Below are 16478 nucleotides of genomic sequence, written 5' to 3' on the forward strand. Positions count from 1 at the left end.
TGGTTGATCAGAACGACGCCTTGATGCCGGCGTAGAAGCCGCGGCCGTCGCCGGGTAGGAAGGCAGCCTGATCGGGCCGCGCCTGATCCACCACCAGCGAAGTCGCCGCATAGGTCTTGTTGAACAGGTTGGTGATCTCGCCGAACACCCGGAACGTCTTGTTGATCCGGTACTCACTGCGCAGATCGACCACCGCGTAGGGATCGGCATACAGCGTATTCATATTGTCGACCGGCACCTCGGCCGGGCTCCACCGCACAGCGCCCTGCACCATCCAGGCGTCGGTCGCCTGCAGCTGCAGTTGCGCGTAGATCAGATGCGGCACCGCGCCGCCGAGCTTGTTGTTGCCGCGCAGCGGATCGTTGACGAAGCGGAAGTCCTGATAGGTGTAGGCGAGCCGGCCGGAGAGCTTGTCGGTGAACTTGACGCCAGCGCCGAGTTCGATGCCGAAATGCGTGGTTCGGTCGGCATTGATCGCGCCGATCGAGGCGCCGGTGACGTCCCGCAGGTTGAGCAGCTCGTTGTCGATCCACGAGTAGTAGGTGACGACGTCCCAGGAGAATCGATCGGCCCGGCCGCGCCAGCCGCCTTCCACCGTGACCGCGGTCTGCGCCGACAGGTTCGGCGTCGCGAACGCGGCTGCGACCAGTTTGGGATTGGCCGGTGTCGGCCGTCCGGGGCTGGAATTCGGCGTGCCGTTGATGGTGGCGATCAGGTCGTCATGGGTCGGCGGCTCGAAGCTGTGGCTGCCGGCGATGAAGAAGGTCTGCGTCGCGTCGGGCCGATACGACAGCGCCAGGCTCGGATTCCAGCCCGAGTAGGATCGCGCGTAGCCGTTGTCCTGGGTCGGCACCGAGCCGTTCGGCAGCAGCACGGTCGGCTTGGCGGGATTGTACGCGATCGTCGGCCGCGTCGCTGCGGTGTAGCGGTCATCATTGTCGCGCGTCGCATAGGCATAGGAGATCGCCGGCGACACCGTCCATTGCTGCCAGACCGGCACGTTGGCGCCGGCAAACAGTGACAGCGTCTGTGCGTCGAGCCGGTTGCTGCCGAACTGCGCGCCGGTCATGCCGCTCTGGTTGAGATAGTAGTCGCGATCCGCCGAGCCGACGCTGTATTGCGCGGTGGTTTCGAACAGCGGCAGCAGCGCGTCGGCGGGGTTATAGGCGTAGCGGACGAGGCCGGTGAAGTCGCCGCCCTTGGTGGCGCGCACCCCCGAAGAGATCGGAAACCGGAAGGTGTCGTCGGTGTAGGTGTAGCCGAGCGCGATATCGATCAGATGCGCATCGAACGTCGCGGTGGTGCGGTTGCCGATCATGAACTGGCTGGCGTCGCGTCGCGGCTTGTCGCGCACCGCGTTCGGCCCCGGATTGATCGCGACGCCGTTGACCACGGTCGGTCCGGTCGCGGTCTGCCGCGGATTGGCGTACAGCGCGTCCTTGTTGATCGGGCCTGCGACGTCGAATCCGAGGTCGGTGTAGCCGAGGAAGAACCGGGTCTTGACGTTCTCCGACAGCGCGATGCCGACATTGGCGTTGAAGCTGGTGCGGTCCGACGAATTATAGTCGCGGAAGCCGTCGCGCCGGGTGGTGTCGAACTGCAGGAAGGCGTCGACATTGTCCTTCTTGGTGCCGATCTGGGCGCTGCTGTTGATCTGGCCGAAGCTGCCGCCGCTCACCGACATCTGCACGCCGGGCTGGCTCGATCCGGTCGGCGAGATGAAGTTGATCGCGCCGCTCAGCACGGTGGCGCCGAGCCTGTTGGCCATGTAGCCGCGATACACTTCGATCGCTTCGGCCTGCCGCGGATTGGCGAAGCCGACGATGTAGGAGCCGTCGGCGCGGTTGATCGGCAGGCCGTTATACAGCACCAGCACGCCGCGCTCGGCCGGGTTCTGCTGCGCCGAGCCGCGCATTTGAATCCGCGGCTGGTCGTTGGCGCCGAGGAAATTCTGGATGATCAGTCCGGGAACGCCTGACAGCGTATTGGCGAGCGTCGGGTTGCCCGCGTTCGGCATGTCCTTCTGCGACACCAGCGCGACGCCGCCGGCCAGCACGTTGAAACGTTCGCGCACCAAGTCCACCGTCTGGACGGCGGAAGCTGCCGGCGCCGCGCTCGGTGTCGCGGCAGGCGCGGCGCGGTGCACCACGGAGCGCGGCCGCGCCGGCGTGCGGACTGCTTCGCGCCGCTGCTCGACCACGATGGTGTCGAGCGTGATGGTGGCACCGGGCGTTGCCGATTGCGCAAAGCAGAGCTGGCTGCTCGAGGTCAGCAGGGCCGCGAGCGTGATGGTTTGCAGCGGCCGGGGTGATGCCGCCGCAAGCGTCTTGCCGATCAGGCTGCGTGTGTCCGGATGCGCATCCGCTCTCATTCTTCGATCCCGTCCATTCGATCATCGCCCGCCTCGTCGGCGTGCGGCGCGGCGATGGCTCGCCCTCCTTGCGAATGAAAGATCGCGCCCTTGCGGGACACGACAGCCGGCACATAGGCCCGCGTCAGCGACCGCGATCACGACCTTTCGGTTCTGATCTCGATGGCAATCGGGCTTTCTCGATCAGCGCTGACCATAGCGAGCGCATCGCCGCGGCTTTTTGCTTTCGAGCAAACAACGCCGGCCGCGGGCGCGGCGGCCCCCTAGAAAAGCTCGCGACTGTGACAATTGTTCACGCGCCGATTAGAGGCCTTCAAAACCACAGCGGCCAGCGCCGCTGATAGGAAGGACGCGTAGGAAACGCCCGCTGATAGACGCAGCAGAGTTGCAAGGTTGATGATGGAAAAGGGTGTCCTACGCGCCGCTGCCACACGCAGCGCGCTGTTCTCGCAATTGCCGCCCGCGGAGACGTCGCGCCTGTTGGACGCGTCGAGCCTGCGGCAGTTTCCGGCGGGGCAGGCGCTGTTTCACCAGGGTGACGTGCCGGAGTATCTGTTTCAGATCCTCAGCGGCCTGGTACGCGTCACCCAGCTCAACAGTGAGGGCGAGCAGATCACGCTGCGGATCATGCGACCGGGCGATCTGTGCTGCGTGGCAGCGTTTCGCCAGCGTTCATATCCAGCTACCGCCACCGCGATCAAAGCCACCTCGGTGCTGGCGTGGCGGACGAGTTCGTTCATCGCGTTGACCCAGCAGAGTCCGGCGCTCGCCGACAACGTCGTCTGCATTGCCGGCGACCGGACACGCGAGATGCTGCAGCGCGCCACCGAGATGACCGGCAAATGCATCGCGCAGCGGATCGCCGCCTCGCTGCTGCGGCTGTCCGCCCAGGCAGGCGTCCAGACGTCCGCCGGCATTCATATCGAATCCCCCGTCACCCGGATCGACCTCGCCTCGATGGCGGGCCTGACCTACTTCACCGTCAGCCGCACGCTCAGCGCCTGGCAGAAACAAGGTCTCGTCAAAAGCGGCCGCCACCGCCTGACGATCCTGGACATCGGCCGGATCTCCGAAATCGCCGAGCCGCGGATCGGGATCGGTTGAGACGAGCGGCCCGCGCACGTGCGGCAAATGAATATAGGAATCATTAACGCGGCAGCCCTAGTCCTTAAGGTGTTCGAATAAGGTCTTGGATCGCTGCCGGATCGCCGATGAGGGAAGACTCTGTCGCCTCGGGTTTGTCGGACGAGGCTCGCGCACGTCTCTATGATCAGGCCCTGACCGCCGCTGGGATCGGCGCCTGGGAGTGCGACCTCGCAACCGAGCGCCTGAACTGGACCTCCGCGGTCTATGATCTGTTCGGCTATCCGATCGGCAACCCGCTGCGGCGCGCCAGCATCGTCGACCTCTATATCGACGAATCCCGGCGCCATATGGAGCTCGCCCGCGCCGAAGTGATCCAGAGCGGACGTCCGGTCACGCTGGAGACCGAGATCCGTACATGGCGCGGCGAAATGCGCTGGATGCGGCTGTCGATCAATGCGCTGCGCGAGGGCGGCCGCCCGGTGCGGATCTTCGGCTGCAAACAGGACATCACATCCGATCGCCTCGCGATCGAGCGCCTGCGGCAGCAGGCCGAAACCGATCCGCTCACCGGCCTTGCCAATCGCGCCTGTTTCCAGACGCGCTATCGCGAAGTGGTGGGCGACAGCCTGCATCATGGCTTCGCCTCGGCGCTGGTGCTGATCGATCTCGACGGCTTCAAGGAGCTCAACGATACGCTCGGCCATCTCGCCGGCGACGCGTGCCTGTGCGAAGTGGCCCAGCGCCTGCGCCGCGCCTTCAACAGCGCCGGCCTGATCAGCCGTCTCGGCGGCGACGAATTCGCCATCATCCTGCGGACGCCGACTAGCGCCGAGCGGATTGCCGAGGTGCTGCGGCGGACCATCGTGATGTTGAGCCGTCCGCTGTTCTGGAACGGCCATCGCATCAAAGTCAGCGCCTCGATCGGCGCCGCCCTGATCGGCCGCCCTCACCAGAGGCGGATCGCCGACCTGTTCGCCGAAGCCGACCTCGCGCTGTATCAGGCCAAGGCTGCAGGGCGGAATCGCGTGAGCCTGATCGGCGAGCAGGCGCAGAGCCGGGCGGCGTAGCGGGGAGCACCCCGGTATCAGCCCGGACACGCGAACGCAGCTGCGGTCGACGATGCGGTTCGATGAAGCGATCCGCCGAAGACTCCATCAAAGCTGGCCTCTATAGGGTGGCAGGACGCCAAAGAAGACGAACGCCTGGTCGAAGCGAGGGTCGGAAATGAAGATTCCGGTACTGAGCGGTTGGGACATATTTGGCGTCCCCCCGATAGGAACGGTACTGATCGGAACGAACGCCGGTCGGAAATCCGCTTGAACAATCTGGCTTGCCAGTGTGGACCGGATGGATACCGGAGCTGCCGTGATCGTGAGATCGGCTCCAACATAGGTCAACGCATAGTTCGGCGAGGCCAGGAGCGATCCTTGCGTGATCGCGTAGGCGCCGGCGCTCGAAGCCGTCGTTGCTGAGGTTGCAAGGGCCCCGGTCAGGACGTCACCGTTGACGAGGCCGAGCCCTCCCACGGCATAGGTCAGGGCCGGGTTGGCGTTGCCATAGAACCGCGACTGCGCATCTGCCGTCACCGTGATCGGCCGCGGCGTCACGGTGAGTGTCCCGCTGTTCGCGAAATTCAGCGCGTAGCCGGCGCTCGCCGTCATCGATCCCTGGGACACCGTGATGGCATAGGGCGAGCCGGACACTGCGGCTCTCGCGGCCGCGCCGATCGACGTCACGGTCGGTGTTCCGCCGATCACGTTCGCTGCGGTGTCGCCGAGATAGGCACCAGCGGCACCAGGGGCGAAGCCGGTGATCGTGTAATTGCCGGCGATCTGGCTCGTCGCGTCGGTGCCGTAGACCTTGGTGGCGCTGGTCGAACTGACGGTCAAGGTCGGTTGGTAGGCGAACACATAGCGGTTGCCGCTCTGGCTGACGGCGTCACCGGGCGCCGTGTTCCAGATCGCGGTATTGCCGCTGTCGAGACCGCCGAACGTATCGCCGGAGGGATTGGCGGAATAGATTAGCCAGCGATCGGAGGTCGCAGTCACTGCGTCGCTGCCGCGGCTGTTGATGAAGGCGCCGGTCGCCGCCAGCGTCACCGCGCTGCCGGACACCGAGCCGGACGAACCAATGGCGAGGTCGCCCAGAGCCGTGACATTCACTCTCCCGGCGGTGGTCAGGCCCCGATCGACCGCGAACGATGCTGGCGCGGTGATCTGTCGATTGGCGGGCGTGAAGCCCGACGGTGCCGTTGCGCCGATCGTGGCCGCATAGGCCGCGTCGAGGGCCGAGAGCGTGCCGAGACCGCTTCCTGGCTGGTCGCGGCGCCAGTCGCCCCAGACATCGACGCCGGTGTTCGTGCCCGCTGCACCGTTGCTCTGGGCGAAGCTCGCGCCGTTCTTGGCCCCGGTCGCGGAATCGGCCTGCGTGAAGGCGACCACGCCGGCATTGGCCGCGAAGGTGCCGGCGGGGGCGAAGACGTAGTAATAGCCATTCGCGCCGGTCGTGGCGGAGCCGACCACGGATCCGCCGCTCGCCACCGAGACCGTCGCCGCCCCGGCCGCCCCCGAGGCGAGCGGCGTCGTGCCGCCGTCCTTGTAGGCGGTGCCCGAAATCGCTTGGACGCCGCCCGGGAAGAAGCTGGACAGATAGGGATAGAGGCCGCCTGATCCACCTGCGAAAGCGGAAGTCGTGCCGTCGCCGAGATTGGTCGTGACCGAAAAATAGGTCGAGTCCGACATTGGATCGAGGCCCTGCAACTGCCGCGTCGTCAGCCCGCCGACGCCGCCTTGTCCGGTAGTCTGCGTGTCGAAATATCCCTGCGTGATGGTCCCGTTGTTGTAGCCGACGAGCCCACCCACGCTGTATTGACCGCTGACCGCGCCAGTGACGTAGGCCTGCGTGATCGTGCCGTAGTTCCCGCCGACAAGGCCGCCCACCACCGTCTGGCCGTTGACTGCGCCGGTGGCGAAGGCCTGTGTGATCGTTGCGTCGTTCTCTCCGACCAGCCCGCCCACATAGTACTGGCCGGTGACTGTGCCGGTGGCATACGCCTGCCTAATCGTCGAGCCTGGGATGTTATAGCCGACGAGCCCGCCCACATACCGGGAGCCATTGACCGTGCCTGAGGCATCGGTCTGAATGACACCACCGGAGTTCCAGCCGACGAGCCCGCCGACGTATTGGTCGCCCGATATCGCGGCAGCCGTCAGGCCGATATCCCGCACGGTCCCCCCGGAATTGCCGATGAGGCCGACGAAGGAATTGCTTCCCCCGACAATGGTCAGGTTGGAAATGGTGTGGCCCAGCCCTTCGAGCGTGCCGTTGAATGCGGTCGGGATGCTGCCGCTCGAGTCGCCGCCGGCGATCACGCCGGTGGTGTAGGTGGTGCCGCTGGCGTCGAGATTGCTGGCGAGCGCATAGCGGCCGGACAGGTTGCCGTTGACGCCGGCGACGTCGCCCATGTTGTAGAGAAGCGAATAGTTCTGGCCGTTGATGGTCAGGCTCTGGTTACCCGGCGCGGCGCCGAGCGCATTGCCGCTGGCGTCGAAATAGCTCACGCTCGCGCCTCGCGCGAATGAGAAATTGGTCGGCGACGCCGCATCGTAAGCGAAGCCGACGCTGCCCGAACCGTTCACCGTGACGTTGGCGCCGAGCGCGAGCGCGCCGGTCGTGTACAGGTCGAGGCTACCGCCGCTCTGGATCGTGATCGGGCTCGTCACCTTGATCGGCGCGTTCGCCGCCGTGGTCCGAACAACGAACGTATCCCCCGTCGTCACGCTCTCGTCGACGGTGAAGCTCGCCCCCGTCGCGACGAAACCGCGGCCCGAGGCGCCGTTGATCGCGGTCGCCGCCGCTGCAATTCCGCCGTCGGCGAGAAGGGCGCTCGCCTGAGCCTGTGCCAGGGTCGGCGCGGCGGAGAGCGTCGTCGCCGTGGTCGCAACGGTGACGGCGTTGCCGTAAATGTTGATCCCGCTCTGGTTCGCCGTGGATGTCGCGCCGGCGAGCGTGGCTGCATTCTGCGCGCCGGTGGCATTGTTGGCGTTGGTGTAGGCGAGTAGCGGATTGCCGCCGGCGAACGAGCCGCTCGGGCCGAAGACGTAGTAGTAGCCGTTGGCGCCGGTGGTGGCCGAGCCGAAGGACGCGCCGTTGGCGACGACGCCGACCGTCGCCCCCGAGGCGAGCGGCGTCGCGCCGCCGTCCTTGTATGCAAAGCCCGACACCGCCTGCACGCCGCCGGGGAAGAAGCTCGACAGATAGGGATAGAGGCCGCCTGATCCACCTGCGAAAGCGGAGGTCGTGCCGTCGCCGAGATTGGTCGCGACCGAGAAACTGGTCGAGCCCGAGATCGGATCGAGGCCCTGCAATTGCCGAGTGGTCAGACCAGTGACGGTTTGGTGATTGTTGTCCCAGCCAAGGCCATTCGTCAGCCCGGTCGTTTGCGTGTCGAAATAGGCCTGTGTGATGGTGCCGCCCGGATAGCCTTGCAATGCGACGTTGACACCTGCGATACCGCCGACACGAGCCTGTCCGCTGACGGCGCCGGTGGCATAGGCTTGGGTGATCGTGGAAAGACTGTTTTGGCCGACCAGCCCGCCCACATACGTCCCGCCGTTGACGGCACCGGTGGCGTAGGCTTGCGAGATGGCGGAGGTATAGTCATTCGTTCCGACGAGACCGCCCACATACGCCATCCCGCTTACCGTGCCGCCTGCGTAGGCTTGCGATATGGCCGCACCACCGTAGTTCCAGCCGACCAGCCCGCCCACGTTGGATCCGCCTTTCACTGCGCCTGTCGAATAAGATTCGGTAATCGACACTCCGGCGCCGTAGTTGGTGCCGACGAGCCCACCCACATGATTAGAAGTGCCGTCCACGGTTGCGGCGGCGGACGAACTCGTGATCCAGCCTTCGTTGAAGCCGACGAGCCCACCGACGTTTGTGTCGCCGCTCACAGTTCCGGCGGCAGACGATTGCGCGATCGTTCCTGAGTTCCGTCCGACGAGGCCGCCCACTGAACTGCTGCCCGTCACTGCGGCCCCGGTCAGGCCGATGTCCCGCACCGCGCCCGTCGAATAGCCGATCAGGCCGACCAGGTTGTTGTTGCCCGCAGCGATGGTCAGATTGGAAATGGTGTGGCCGAGGCCCTCGAACGTGCCGCTGAACGGGGATGGAAAGCCTGTACTCGGGTCGCCTCCGGCGATCACGCCAGTAGTGTAAGTATTGCCGCTGGCGTCGAGATTGCTGGCGAGCGCGTAGCGACCGGACAGGTTGCCGTTGACGCCGGCGACGTCGGCCATGTTGTAGAGCAGTGAATAGCTCTGCCCGTTGATGGAGAGCGTGCCACCGTGGTTGGTGCTGCCGTAGTCGATCGTCGCGCTTTGGGCAAACGACAGGTTCGTCGGCGACGAGGTGTCGTAATTGAGTGCGACGCCGCCGGCCCCGGTCACCGTGATCGGCGCGTTGATGGCGATCGCGTGATTGGCGTCGAGCGTCAGCGTGGTGTTGGCGCTCCAGGTGAGCGGCGCCGCAACCGTGATGTCGCCGGCCTGCGCGCCAGCGCTTCCTGCTCCGCCGGTCGACAGTGTGACATTGGCGCTGCCCAGCGCCGCCATCAGCGTGGCGGCATTGATGACGCTGTCGTTGCCACTCGGCGTGAAGCCCGACGTATTGGTGGTGGCGCCGGTCGAGATGATGATGTTGTAGGGATCGAGTAGCAACGTGCCGAACGCGCCGTGCGGAGCGGACAGGTCGGTGAAGCCGGTATAGGCGAGCACGGCCTTGCTCGACACCTCGGCCGTGCCGCCATCGCCGCCGAGCGGGCCGCCCTTGGCCGAGATGGTGCCGGCGAAGCCGGTGCGGATATCCGACCAGATGGTGACGCTTCCGCCGTTGCCGCGCCGTGTGGCGTTGGCTTCGATCGTGGTCGCTGCATCGATCGTCACGGCGTCGGCATGCGGCAACGGGCCCGCGCCCTCGCGGCCGCCGCCGATATTGACGGTGCCGCCTCCGGTTGCGCCGGACGCCTTAACGGTCGCGCCCTTCAGGGCGATGGTCTTGCCGGTCGCGGTGACGCTACCTCCGGCGTGGCGGCGCGACGACACGTCGAGCCGGCCGGTGACCGTCACGTCGCCGCCGCCGCCGCCGATCACGATCGACCCGCTGCGCCCGCCGATCGAGCGTGCCTGGACGAGTCCCGAGATGTTGACCGCGTTGCGCGCCGCCTCGCGCGCCGTCGCCGCCGAGATGACCACGCTGCCGCCGTCGGCCTTGATCGCGCCGGCATTGCTGACCAACGCGCCGTCGCCTCCGGCCTTTGTCGGTGCCGCCACCTGGAGGAAGCCGTCGCCCGAGAAGTCGAGCGTCGCCTGTTCGCCGGAGCCGAGGCCCACTTTGCCGAGCGGCACCTCGATCGAGCCGGAGTTCGACACCGTGCCACCGATCAGCGCTGCATAACCGCCACGCCCGACCCGAATCGTGCCTTCATTGCGCACCGGCGCCGAGGAGCCGGTGCCGGTAAAGGTCCGCCGCCCGCTCATGAAGTCGGAATCGGTGATGCCGAGCGTCGAGGCGACGAAGCCGCCGCCGGTATTCACCGTGCCGGTCGAGGTGATGGTGATTCCGTTCGGATTGACGAGATAGACCTGCCCGTTGGCCGTGAGTTGGCCGGCGATGGTCGATGGTGTGTTCGAGGTGACGCGATTCAGCAACGCCGAGGAGGCGTTTGGCTGGCTGATCGCGACCGCCGCGTTGCTACCAATCGAGAAGCTCTGCCAGTTGACCACCGCGCTTTGGCTGGTCTGAGTGATGGTCATTTGAGCGGCACTCGGCTGCGCGATGCTGACGTTCCCGGCCGCGACGCTGCCGCCGGTCGGAAGCGTCTGCGCGGCCGCGGGTAGGGCAAGCGCGGGGCTGATCAGCGCCGTGGTCGCCAGCAGCACGGCGGTGCGGCAACGCCGGACGGGAGCGGATGATGTCGTGGGGCCTCGGCTGCAGTTCGTCATGCTCCTAACCTCGATCTAGAACCTGAATGCGCTGACGACGGTGAACCGGTTCTCTGCCGATGGCCGATCACTCCGGGTGGCATGACCGTATTCCAGCGTCAGCGTCGCATTGGTCAGCGCGCCCGCCACGCCGCTGCCGAAACGGATGCCGGCACCGACCGAACTGCCGCGCGCGCTCGCAACCTCCAGCGCGGTCGGATCGACCAAATTCACCTCGCCATAGGCACCAAATAGATAGGGCGCGGCGACGATCCCGATGCTCTGCCCGAATGTCGGGGAAAGGCCCGGCAGACTCCACGGCGACTGTAATTCACCACGCAAAACGTAGCCCCGGTCGCCGACCAGCGAGCCCGCATCGAGCGCGGACAGGCCGGCGACACCCGCGATCCCGATCTGCTCGCTGTGCAGCATCGCCCGGCCGAACGAGGTCTGCGCGCGCGCAGCCACATTGACCGCGAGGTGGTCGGCCAGGAACTGATTGTAATTCGCGGCTATGTCCAATTTCTGGAATGCCGCGTCCGCGCCCTGGCGTGACAGCGGCAGCAGAGGTGAGGCATCCGTCGCCGAACGCGCGCCCAGCCCGTCGATGCCAAGCGACAACACCGCACGCCCCGACAGCATTGCACCCCATGGGGTGATCACGTCGCCATCGGCGGCGAACCGCATCACCCGCAGCCGGTCGAGCGATAGTGGAATTAGCCCGATGGAGGTGAACAGGCTCTGCTGCTCGTCCTGCACGTCGAGTGCGGCCTCGCTGTAGAGATTGGCGCCGCGGCTGCGCAGCCAGGGATAGCGGAGCCGGAAGGACAGGCGATCGAAGGTGTCGGTGGTCTGGACCCCCGCCACCGCTTTGGGCGTGGTGCGCGCGTCGGTTGCCTCGACATTGAAGCTCAGACCGTCGAGCCAAACGTCCAGCGGCACCACGACGCCCGCCGCCAGCGTGCGGTTGCGCGGATAGGTGTCGAAGAAGCCGTTGTTGCCGCCCGCCGGATAGCCCGCCGTCCGAAGATAGACGAGTTCGCCGAATCCGAAGACGCTGTTGAGGTCGACGCCGCCGCCGAGCGTGGTGCGTCCGAGCGCCGCCGACAGCGTATTGTCGAAGGTGAGGAGACCGACTACCGGCTGGTACTTCGCCTCGAGCACCAGCACGGTTGCGCCCTCGGCCCGTCCCGCCGACAGCGTCGATCGCAGCAGGACGCCGGCGGTGTCGCCTGCCAGCAGGACCCGACGCTCGATCTCTCGCAGCATCAGGCCGTGCCGGCCGGCGAGCGGCGCCACCAATCTGTCGATCCGGCCACGCACCGCAGCCGGAACGCCGGTGGTATCGATCCTCTCAATGAAGCCGTCGACCACGGTCAGCGTCAGCCGGCCGCCGTCGACCAGAGTCTGCGGCGGCAGGATGACACGCACCAGCACGAAGCCGGCCGCAGCATAGGCGGCTTCGAGATTGCGCGCGGCGGCGAAAATTTCCGCACCAGAAATTCGCCGTCCCGACAAAGCCGCCACGAGTGCTGCCGTCGCTTCTCCCAGTTCAGGCCGGCCGCCTTTGACGCTCACATCCGCCAACGTGACGAACAGTCGTTCGGCCCCGGCAGGCGCCGCAAGCCCAGCTCCGGCCGGCACCACGATGTTGCCGGAATGTGATACCTCCGGGCGAAAAGTTTGCGGTGTGATCTGCGAAGCCGTTTGTGCTCGGGCGCTGTCTGTCAACGCACCTGCGTTTGCCGCGATAGCCAGCATCAGAACGAGCGCGCTGGACTGAAGCCTTACTCCAAGCGCAGCCAAAGTTTGGCGTTCGGGACCAGGAGGATAATTAAGGATTGTGTCGCGCATTCCCATTTCGTTCGTAGCGGAACTAACAACACGGCTACGCAGCACGTATCGCTGCTCAATTGAGCCGATCGACTTGTTGCAAACGAGAGGAAGTCGAATAACGTATTTCAACTAGGAACAGGGCGAACATTTTTGACATTGCGACAGTCGAGCGCTTCTCGCGCAGGGTGGCGATGGCTCGACATTTTCCGCGTTGCGGAAGTGGATATTGCCAGGCTGGACACCACCAGAATGGACTTTTCTTTCGCGAGAGCCGGGCGGAAGCGCCGTGTCTCCGAATCTGTGAGGACGAAGCGGAAGGGGCGAGCTACTTGACCGGCATCAGGGACAAGATCGAACGTCAGATGATCCAATTGCCAGAGGACGCTGCCGAACGCCTCATGCGGCACCCTTGTTTCGGCGAAGCTGCCCGCGGTCTCGCACATGGCTTCACCGCAATTCATAAGCTGGAGCCGCGTACGGCGGCACTGTTTGCTACCCAACAGCGCTGGCTGATGTCGCACGCGGCACTTGCATCCTACTTTCGTGCTGTGGAATGCGGTCAGGCGGGCGTGATGTTACGCGACGTTGTCAAGCTCGCGGTGAAGTACGAATTGTGCAGTCGAAATACGGCCATCGCGTTCTTCAATGAAGCCTTGAAGTATGGGATCATCGAGCCGGTCATCCGGGACAACTTGAAAGGGCAGCTCCCGGTTGCGCCCTCTCGTGAGGCGATAGAGGCTCTCGCCGGCTGGTATGTCGTGCACTTACGCGCACGCGACCTGCTGGACAATGGCCATCGAAGTGAAAGATTTTTGGCTGCAGGGCCCGCCGCTGTTGCGGCGATCGAACCGATTGTCGCGGACGCGCTACTATCCGCCGAGCTGGTACGCCTTCCAAGGGCGGTCTACACGATTTTCACTTGGATGGATGAAGGCGGCATTCTCATGGATCGCTTGATAGCGGCCGCTGACCCCGTGGCCTTCGCTGAGGACAAGATCATGACCAGCATCGTCTCGGCCAATGCGCTGGCAAGTGGGTCGAGCCTGTCGCGCGCACATGCCGGGCGTAAACTGGCCGAAGCCGAGGCCATCGGTGCGCTCGGCTGGAGCGGGCGGCGCGGTAGCTCGCCAATTTGGATATCTGAAGCCTTCCGCGAAGAATACTACCTCAACCAAGCCCTGAAACTCGAGATCATCGAACGCGCACTCGAATTACGAGCGCCCTGGATTCTGTCGCGTTAGGCGATTTGTCGATGAACAATTCGGGAAGCAACCCGTGTTGGTTTCTTCCCGCGGACTGCGTTTTCCAACTTCCGGTTAAGTCTTTGATTGGCTGGCGCACCCGACACGATTCGAACGTGTGACCTTTGCCTTCGGAGGGCAACGCTCTATCCAGCTGAGCTACGGGTGCGTGCCCCGTTCCTGTAGCCGATCGCAGTCGGATCGGCAACGGGGGAGAAAAACGAAATTTTCTCAAAGGGGTAAGCCTGAGGTCGCGGCGGCAGGTTTCGAATCGTGTCGGGTGCGGCTGGGCGCGGGGAGAGGTTGCAGCGGTGGCGGTGTGCCGTGGGTGTGACAGCGGCGACGCCTGCGTTACCTTCTGAGGCCGAGGTCGTCGATCGGAACGATGACCTTGCCGATCGGCCAAAGCGCGATGCCGGCGAGCTTCAAGTGGGCCCAGGCGAACGGGATTCCGATGATCGTCACCGCAAGCAGGACGGCGGTGACGATATGCCCGATGGCGAGCCACCAGCCGGCGAACACCAGCCAGATGACGTTGCCGATCACCCCGAGCGGGCCGGTGCCGATGTCTTCGCGGCCGGTGACGGCTTCCCGCGGTACCGTGGTCTGACCGAACGGAAACAGCGTGTAGACGCCGATGCTGAAGGCCGCGCGCGCCCATGGCAAACCGATGATGGTGATGGCCATGATGACGGCCGCAACCGCCCAACCGACAGCCATCCAGAAGCCGCCGAGCGCGATCCAAAGGATATTCAGCAGAAGCGAGACGGGAGACATGGCCAATCCTTCCGGAAAACGATGGTCGTTTCAACGTCTGCGTCGTGCCCCGGCAGGATCGCAGTCGGCTCGGGAATCATGCCGAGCATCGTGGCCCGACAGCGAGATGTCCACAGCCGGTTCCGTCAGCCCGAAATCGCCATTATGGCGGCGAATTGCGGTCAAAGCGGCGGGGTATCGGCAATCCTCGTTCACGAGGAATCGCGACTTGCCCTACACCATCACAGCCATTCGACAAGACGAGAAGATGCGCTGCGTGCGCGACAGTGTTTTGGTGGCGTTCGCCAAGGCGCGGATCTGGGAGAGCGAAGGCTGGGACGTTGTCATCACCGACGAGGATGGCCGCACGTTCGGTACCGCCCAGCTCGATGCCCATGTGGCGGCGTATCGCTCGCTCGATGGCACCGAGCTTGGCATCGACGACGATGATCTGATCGGCCCGAAGCCGATGAAGCTGCCGGCGCAGAGGTCGCGTGCCGAGCGCACGACGACTGCGCGTGCGCGGCCAGCGCCCGAGGCGATGCCGGCCTGAGTCTGCTGCGCCCGGACGAAGTTCGTGCCGCTTTAGCTTTCGGCCACGGCGTCGCCCCACGGCTGGGCGATTTCGGTCGCGCCGCTATTCGTTGTTTCGTGCCGCAGCACCACGCTGGGGCAGGCGAATTTCATCGGGAAGGTTTGCACCCGCGCCTCTTCGTAATCGAACTGCCGGCGCAGCGCCTCGCGCGTCGCAGCCGGCAGGCGCACATCGCCGATCACCACCTCGCCTTCGCTGGCGTCGATCCGCGGCTGATGGATCGCGGCGTCGAGGTCCATGCCATAGTCGATCACGAACGACAGCATCTGCGCCACCGCCGGCAGGATGCGGCGGCCGCCCGAGGCGCCGAGTGCTAAGCGGCGGCCGTCCGGCGCCTGCGCCAGCACCGGCGTGTAGTTGGTCAGGCAGCGTTTGCCGGGCGCCAGCGAATTCGGCCGGCCGGCTTCGGGATCGAACCACATGATGCCATTGTTCATCATGATGCCGGTGTGTGGCGTTTCGAATTTCGAGCCGAAGGTCGACAGCAACGTCTGCGTCACCGCCGCCATGTTGCCGTCGCGATCGACCACTGAGAAATGCGTGGTGCAGGCCGGCGCCAGATGCTCGGCGCCGAGCGCGCGGCGACCGTCGGCGTCGCCCATGTCGCGCAGCCGCTCGGCATAGGCCGATTGCAGCGCCAGCGCGTAGGCCTGATAGGCCGCGGCGTCGGGCTCGCTGCCGGCCGGCGTCAGGCGATCGCCGAGTACGCGCAGCGTGTGCGCCAGCGTCGGTCCGGCGGTCAGCTCGGGCGTCGCGAACACCGCGCCGCCGCGATAGGGAATTGTCAGCGGGTCGCGCAGATGCGCGCGGAAGCCGGCGAGGTCTTCCACCGACAGTGTGCCGCCGGCGGCCTGGATGTCGGCCGCGAGGCTCCGCGCCAGATCGCCTTCGTAGAAGTCGCGCGGCCCTTGCTCGCCGAGCTGTGCCAGCGTCGCCTGCAGCCGGTCCTGGGGCAGGGTGACGCTCGACTTGATGCCCCACGGTGCATGCGGCGGCAGGCCGTCGATCAGGTATGAGGCAGCGCTGGCCTGATACCGGCGCAGATCGGCCGTGACGCTGCCGATCATCAACGTGGTCCACCAGTCGACCGCGAGCCCGTCGCCGGCGAGCGCGATGCTGGGCGCCACCAGGTCGCGCCACGGCAGCTTGGCGTAGCGGCGGTGCGCCTCCTCCATGCCGGCAACCACCCCCGGCACCGCGACGGCGGCCGGGCCGTGAATATTCCGGTCGTCCTTCACCCGCGGCCACGGGAACAGATCGGACGCCGCGCCCGCGCCGGTCAGCGGATAATCCTCGACCCGCAGGCTCTGCGGCGCACGCATGCCGTAGTCGATGACTTCGGTGCGGTCTTCCTTGGCGCGGTACAGCACCATCGCGCCGCCGCCGCCGATGCCGCTCATCCACGGCTCGAGCACACCGAGCGCAAAGGTGGTGGCGATCACCGCATCGATACAGTCACCGCCTTCCGCCAGCACGTCGGCGCCTATCTCGGCCGCGCGGCGCGACTGCGCCGCGACGATGCCGCCCTTCGAAGTGATCGCCGGCTTACGGATCTGCTGCAGATTGCTGAACTGGTCGGTCATGCGGAGGCTTTCGCTTGCAAGGGGACA

General features: G+C 65.7%; 9 protein-coding genes and 1 tRNA gene. 4 read left to right on the top strand and 6 right to left on the bottom strand.

Features of this window, described 5'->3' with window-relative positions:
• Window positions 1–7: 7 nt before the first annotated feature.
• Window positions 8–2371 (bottom strand): TonB-dependent receptor family protein, encoded by a 2364-nt coding sequence (locus tag RPPS3_RS03985; protein ID WP_107342951.1) that lies wholly within the window; start codon window positions 2369–2371, stop codon window positions 8–10.
• A 399-nt stretch (window positions 2372–2770) separates the two neighbouring features.
• On the opposite strand from RPPS3_RS03985, the gene RPPS3_RS03990 reads away from it, so the two are divergent.
• Both RPPS3_RS03990 and RPPS3_RS03995 read left to right on the top strand, forming a co-directional pair.
• The gene (locus tag RPPS3_RS03990; protein WP_107346419.1) at window positions 2771–3475 is read left to right on the top strand and encodes a Crp/Fnr family transcriptional regulator; all 705 of its coding nucleotides are present in this window, start codon (window positions 2771–2773) and stop codon (window positions 3473–3475) included.
• Between the two features lie 107 nt (window positions 3476–3582).
• Window positions 3583–4524, top strand: a complete 942-nt coding sequence (locus RPPS3_RS03995; protein WP_107342952.1) for a sensor domain-containing diguanylate cyclase — start codon at window positions 3583–3585, stop codon at window positions 4522–4524.
• An 87-nt stretch (window positions 4525–4611) separates the two neighbouring features.
• Here the strand turns inward: RPPS3_RS03995 and RPPS3_RS04000 are convergent, their stop codons facing one another.
• Together RPPS3_RS04000 and RPPS3_RS04005 are read right to left on the bottom strand one after the other, a co-directional pair.
• Window positions 4612–10398 (bottom strand): GLUG motif-containing protein, encoded by a 5787-nt coding sequence (locus RPPS3_RS04000; RefSeq protein ID WP_159060641.1) that lies wholly within the window; start codon window positions 10396–10398, stop codon window positions 4612–4614.
• A gap of 78 nt (window positions 10399–10476) precedes the next feature.
• Window positions 10477–12294: a ShlB/FhaC/HecB family hemolysin secretion/activation protein gene (locus RPPS3_RS04005; RefSeq protein WP_107342954.1), complete on the bottom strand. Its 1818-nt coding sequence runs from the start codon at window positions 12292–12294 to the stop codon at window positions 10477–10479.
• Window positions 12295–12605: 311 nt separating this feature from the next.
• On the opposite strand from RPPS3_RS04005, the gene RPPS3_RS04010 reads away from it, so the two are divergent.
• On the top strand, window positions 12606–13517 hold the full coding sequence (locus RPPS3_RS04010; RefSeq protein WP_107342955.1) for a hypothetical protein: 912 nt from the start codon (window positions 12606–12608) through the stop codon (window positions 13515–13517).
• A 92-nt stretch (window positions 13518–13609) separates the two neighbouring features.
• Here RPPS3_RS04010 and RPPS3_RS04015 read toward each other — a convergent pair.
• Both RPPS3_RS04015 and RPPS3_RS04020 read right to left on the bottom strand, forming a co-directional pair.
• Window positions 13610–13686 (bottom strand) — tRNA-Arg (locus RPPS3_RS04015).
• 182 nt (window positions 13687–13868) lie between these two features.
• On the bottom strand, window positions 13869–14294 hold the full coding sequence (locus RPPS3_RS04020; protein WP_107342956.1) for a YccF domain-containing protein: 426 nt from the start codon (window positions 14292–14294) through the stop codon (window positions 13869–13871).
• A 208-nt stretch (window positions 14295–14502) separates the two neighbouring features.
• On the opposite strand from RPPS3_RS04020, the gene RPPS3_RS04025 reads away from it, so the two are divergent.
• On the top strand, window positions 14503–14826 hold the full coding sequence (locus RPPS3_RS04025; protein ID WP_107342957.1) for a hypothetical protein: 324 nt from the start codon (window positions 14503–14505) through the stop codon (window positions 14824–14826).
• 32 nt (window positions 14827–14858) lie between these two features.
• Here RPPS3_RS04025 and RPPS3_RS04030 read toward each other — a convergent pair whose 3' ends face one another.
• Window positions 14859–16451, bottom strand: a complete 1593-nt coding sequence (locus RPPS3_RS04030; RefSeq protein WP_107342958.1) for a gamma-glutamyltransferase — start codon at window positions 16449–16451, stop codon at window positions 14859–14861.
• Window positions 16452–16478 lie beyond the last annotated feature (27 nt).

Origin of the sequence: Rhodopseudomonas palustris (assembly GCF_003031265.1) — a bacterium.
In the GTDB taxonomy this organism is placed as follows: domain Bacteria; phylum Pseudomonadota; class Alphaproteobacteria; order Rhizobiales; family Xanthobacteraceae; genus Rhodopseudomonas; species Rhodopseudomonas palustris_H.

Coding starts and splice junctions, on each gene's coding strand:
- RPPS3_RS03995 (WP_107342952.1), top strand. CDS start 3,583: ATGAGGGAAGACTCTGTCGCCTCGGGTTTGTCGGACGAGGCTCGCGCA.
- RPPS3_RS03985 (WP_107342951.1), bottom strand. CDS start 2,371: ATGAGAGCGGATGCGCATCCGGACACACGCAGCCTGATCGGCAAGACG.
- RPPS3_RS04020 (WP_107342956.1), bottom strand. CDS start 14,294: ATGTCTCCCGTCTCGCTTCTGCTGAATATCCTTTGGATCGCGCTCGGC.
- RPPS3_RS04005 (WP_107342954.1), bottom strand. CDS start 12,294: ATGCGCGACACAATCCTTAATTATCCTCCTGGTCCCGAACGCCAAACT.
- RPPS3_RS04030 (WP_107342958.1), bottom strand. CDS start 16,451: ATGACCGACCAGTTCAGCAATCTGCAGCAGATCCGTAAGCCGGCGATC.
- RPPS3_RS03990 (WP_107346419.1), top strand. CDS start 2,771: ATGGAAAAGGGTGTCCTACGCGCCGCTGCCACACGCAGCGCGCTGTTC.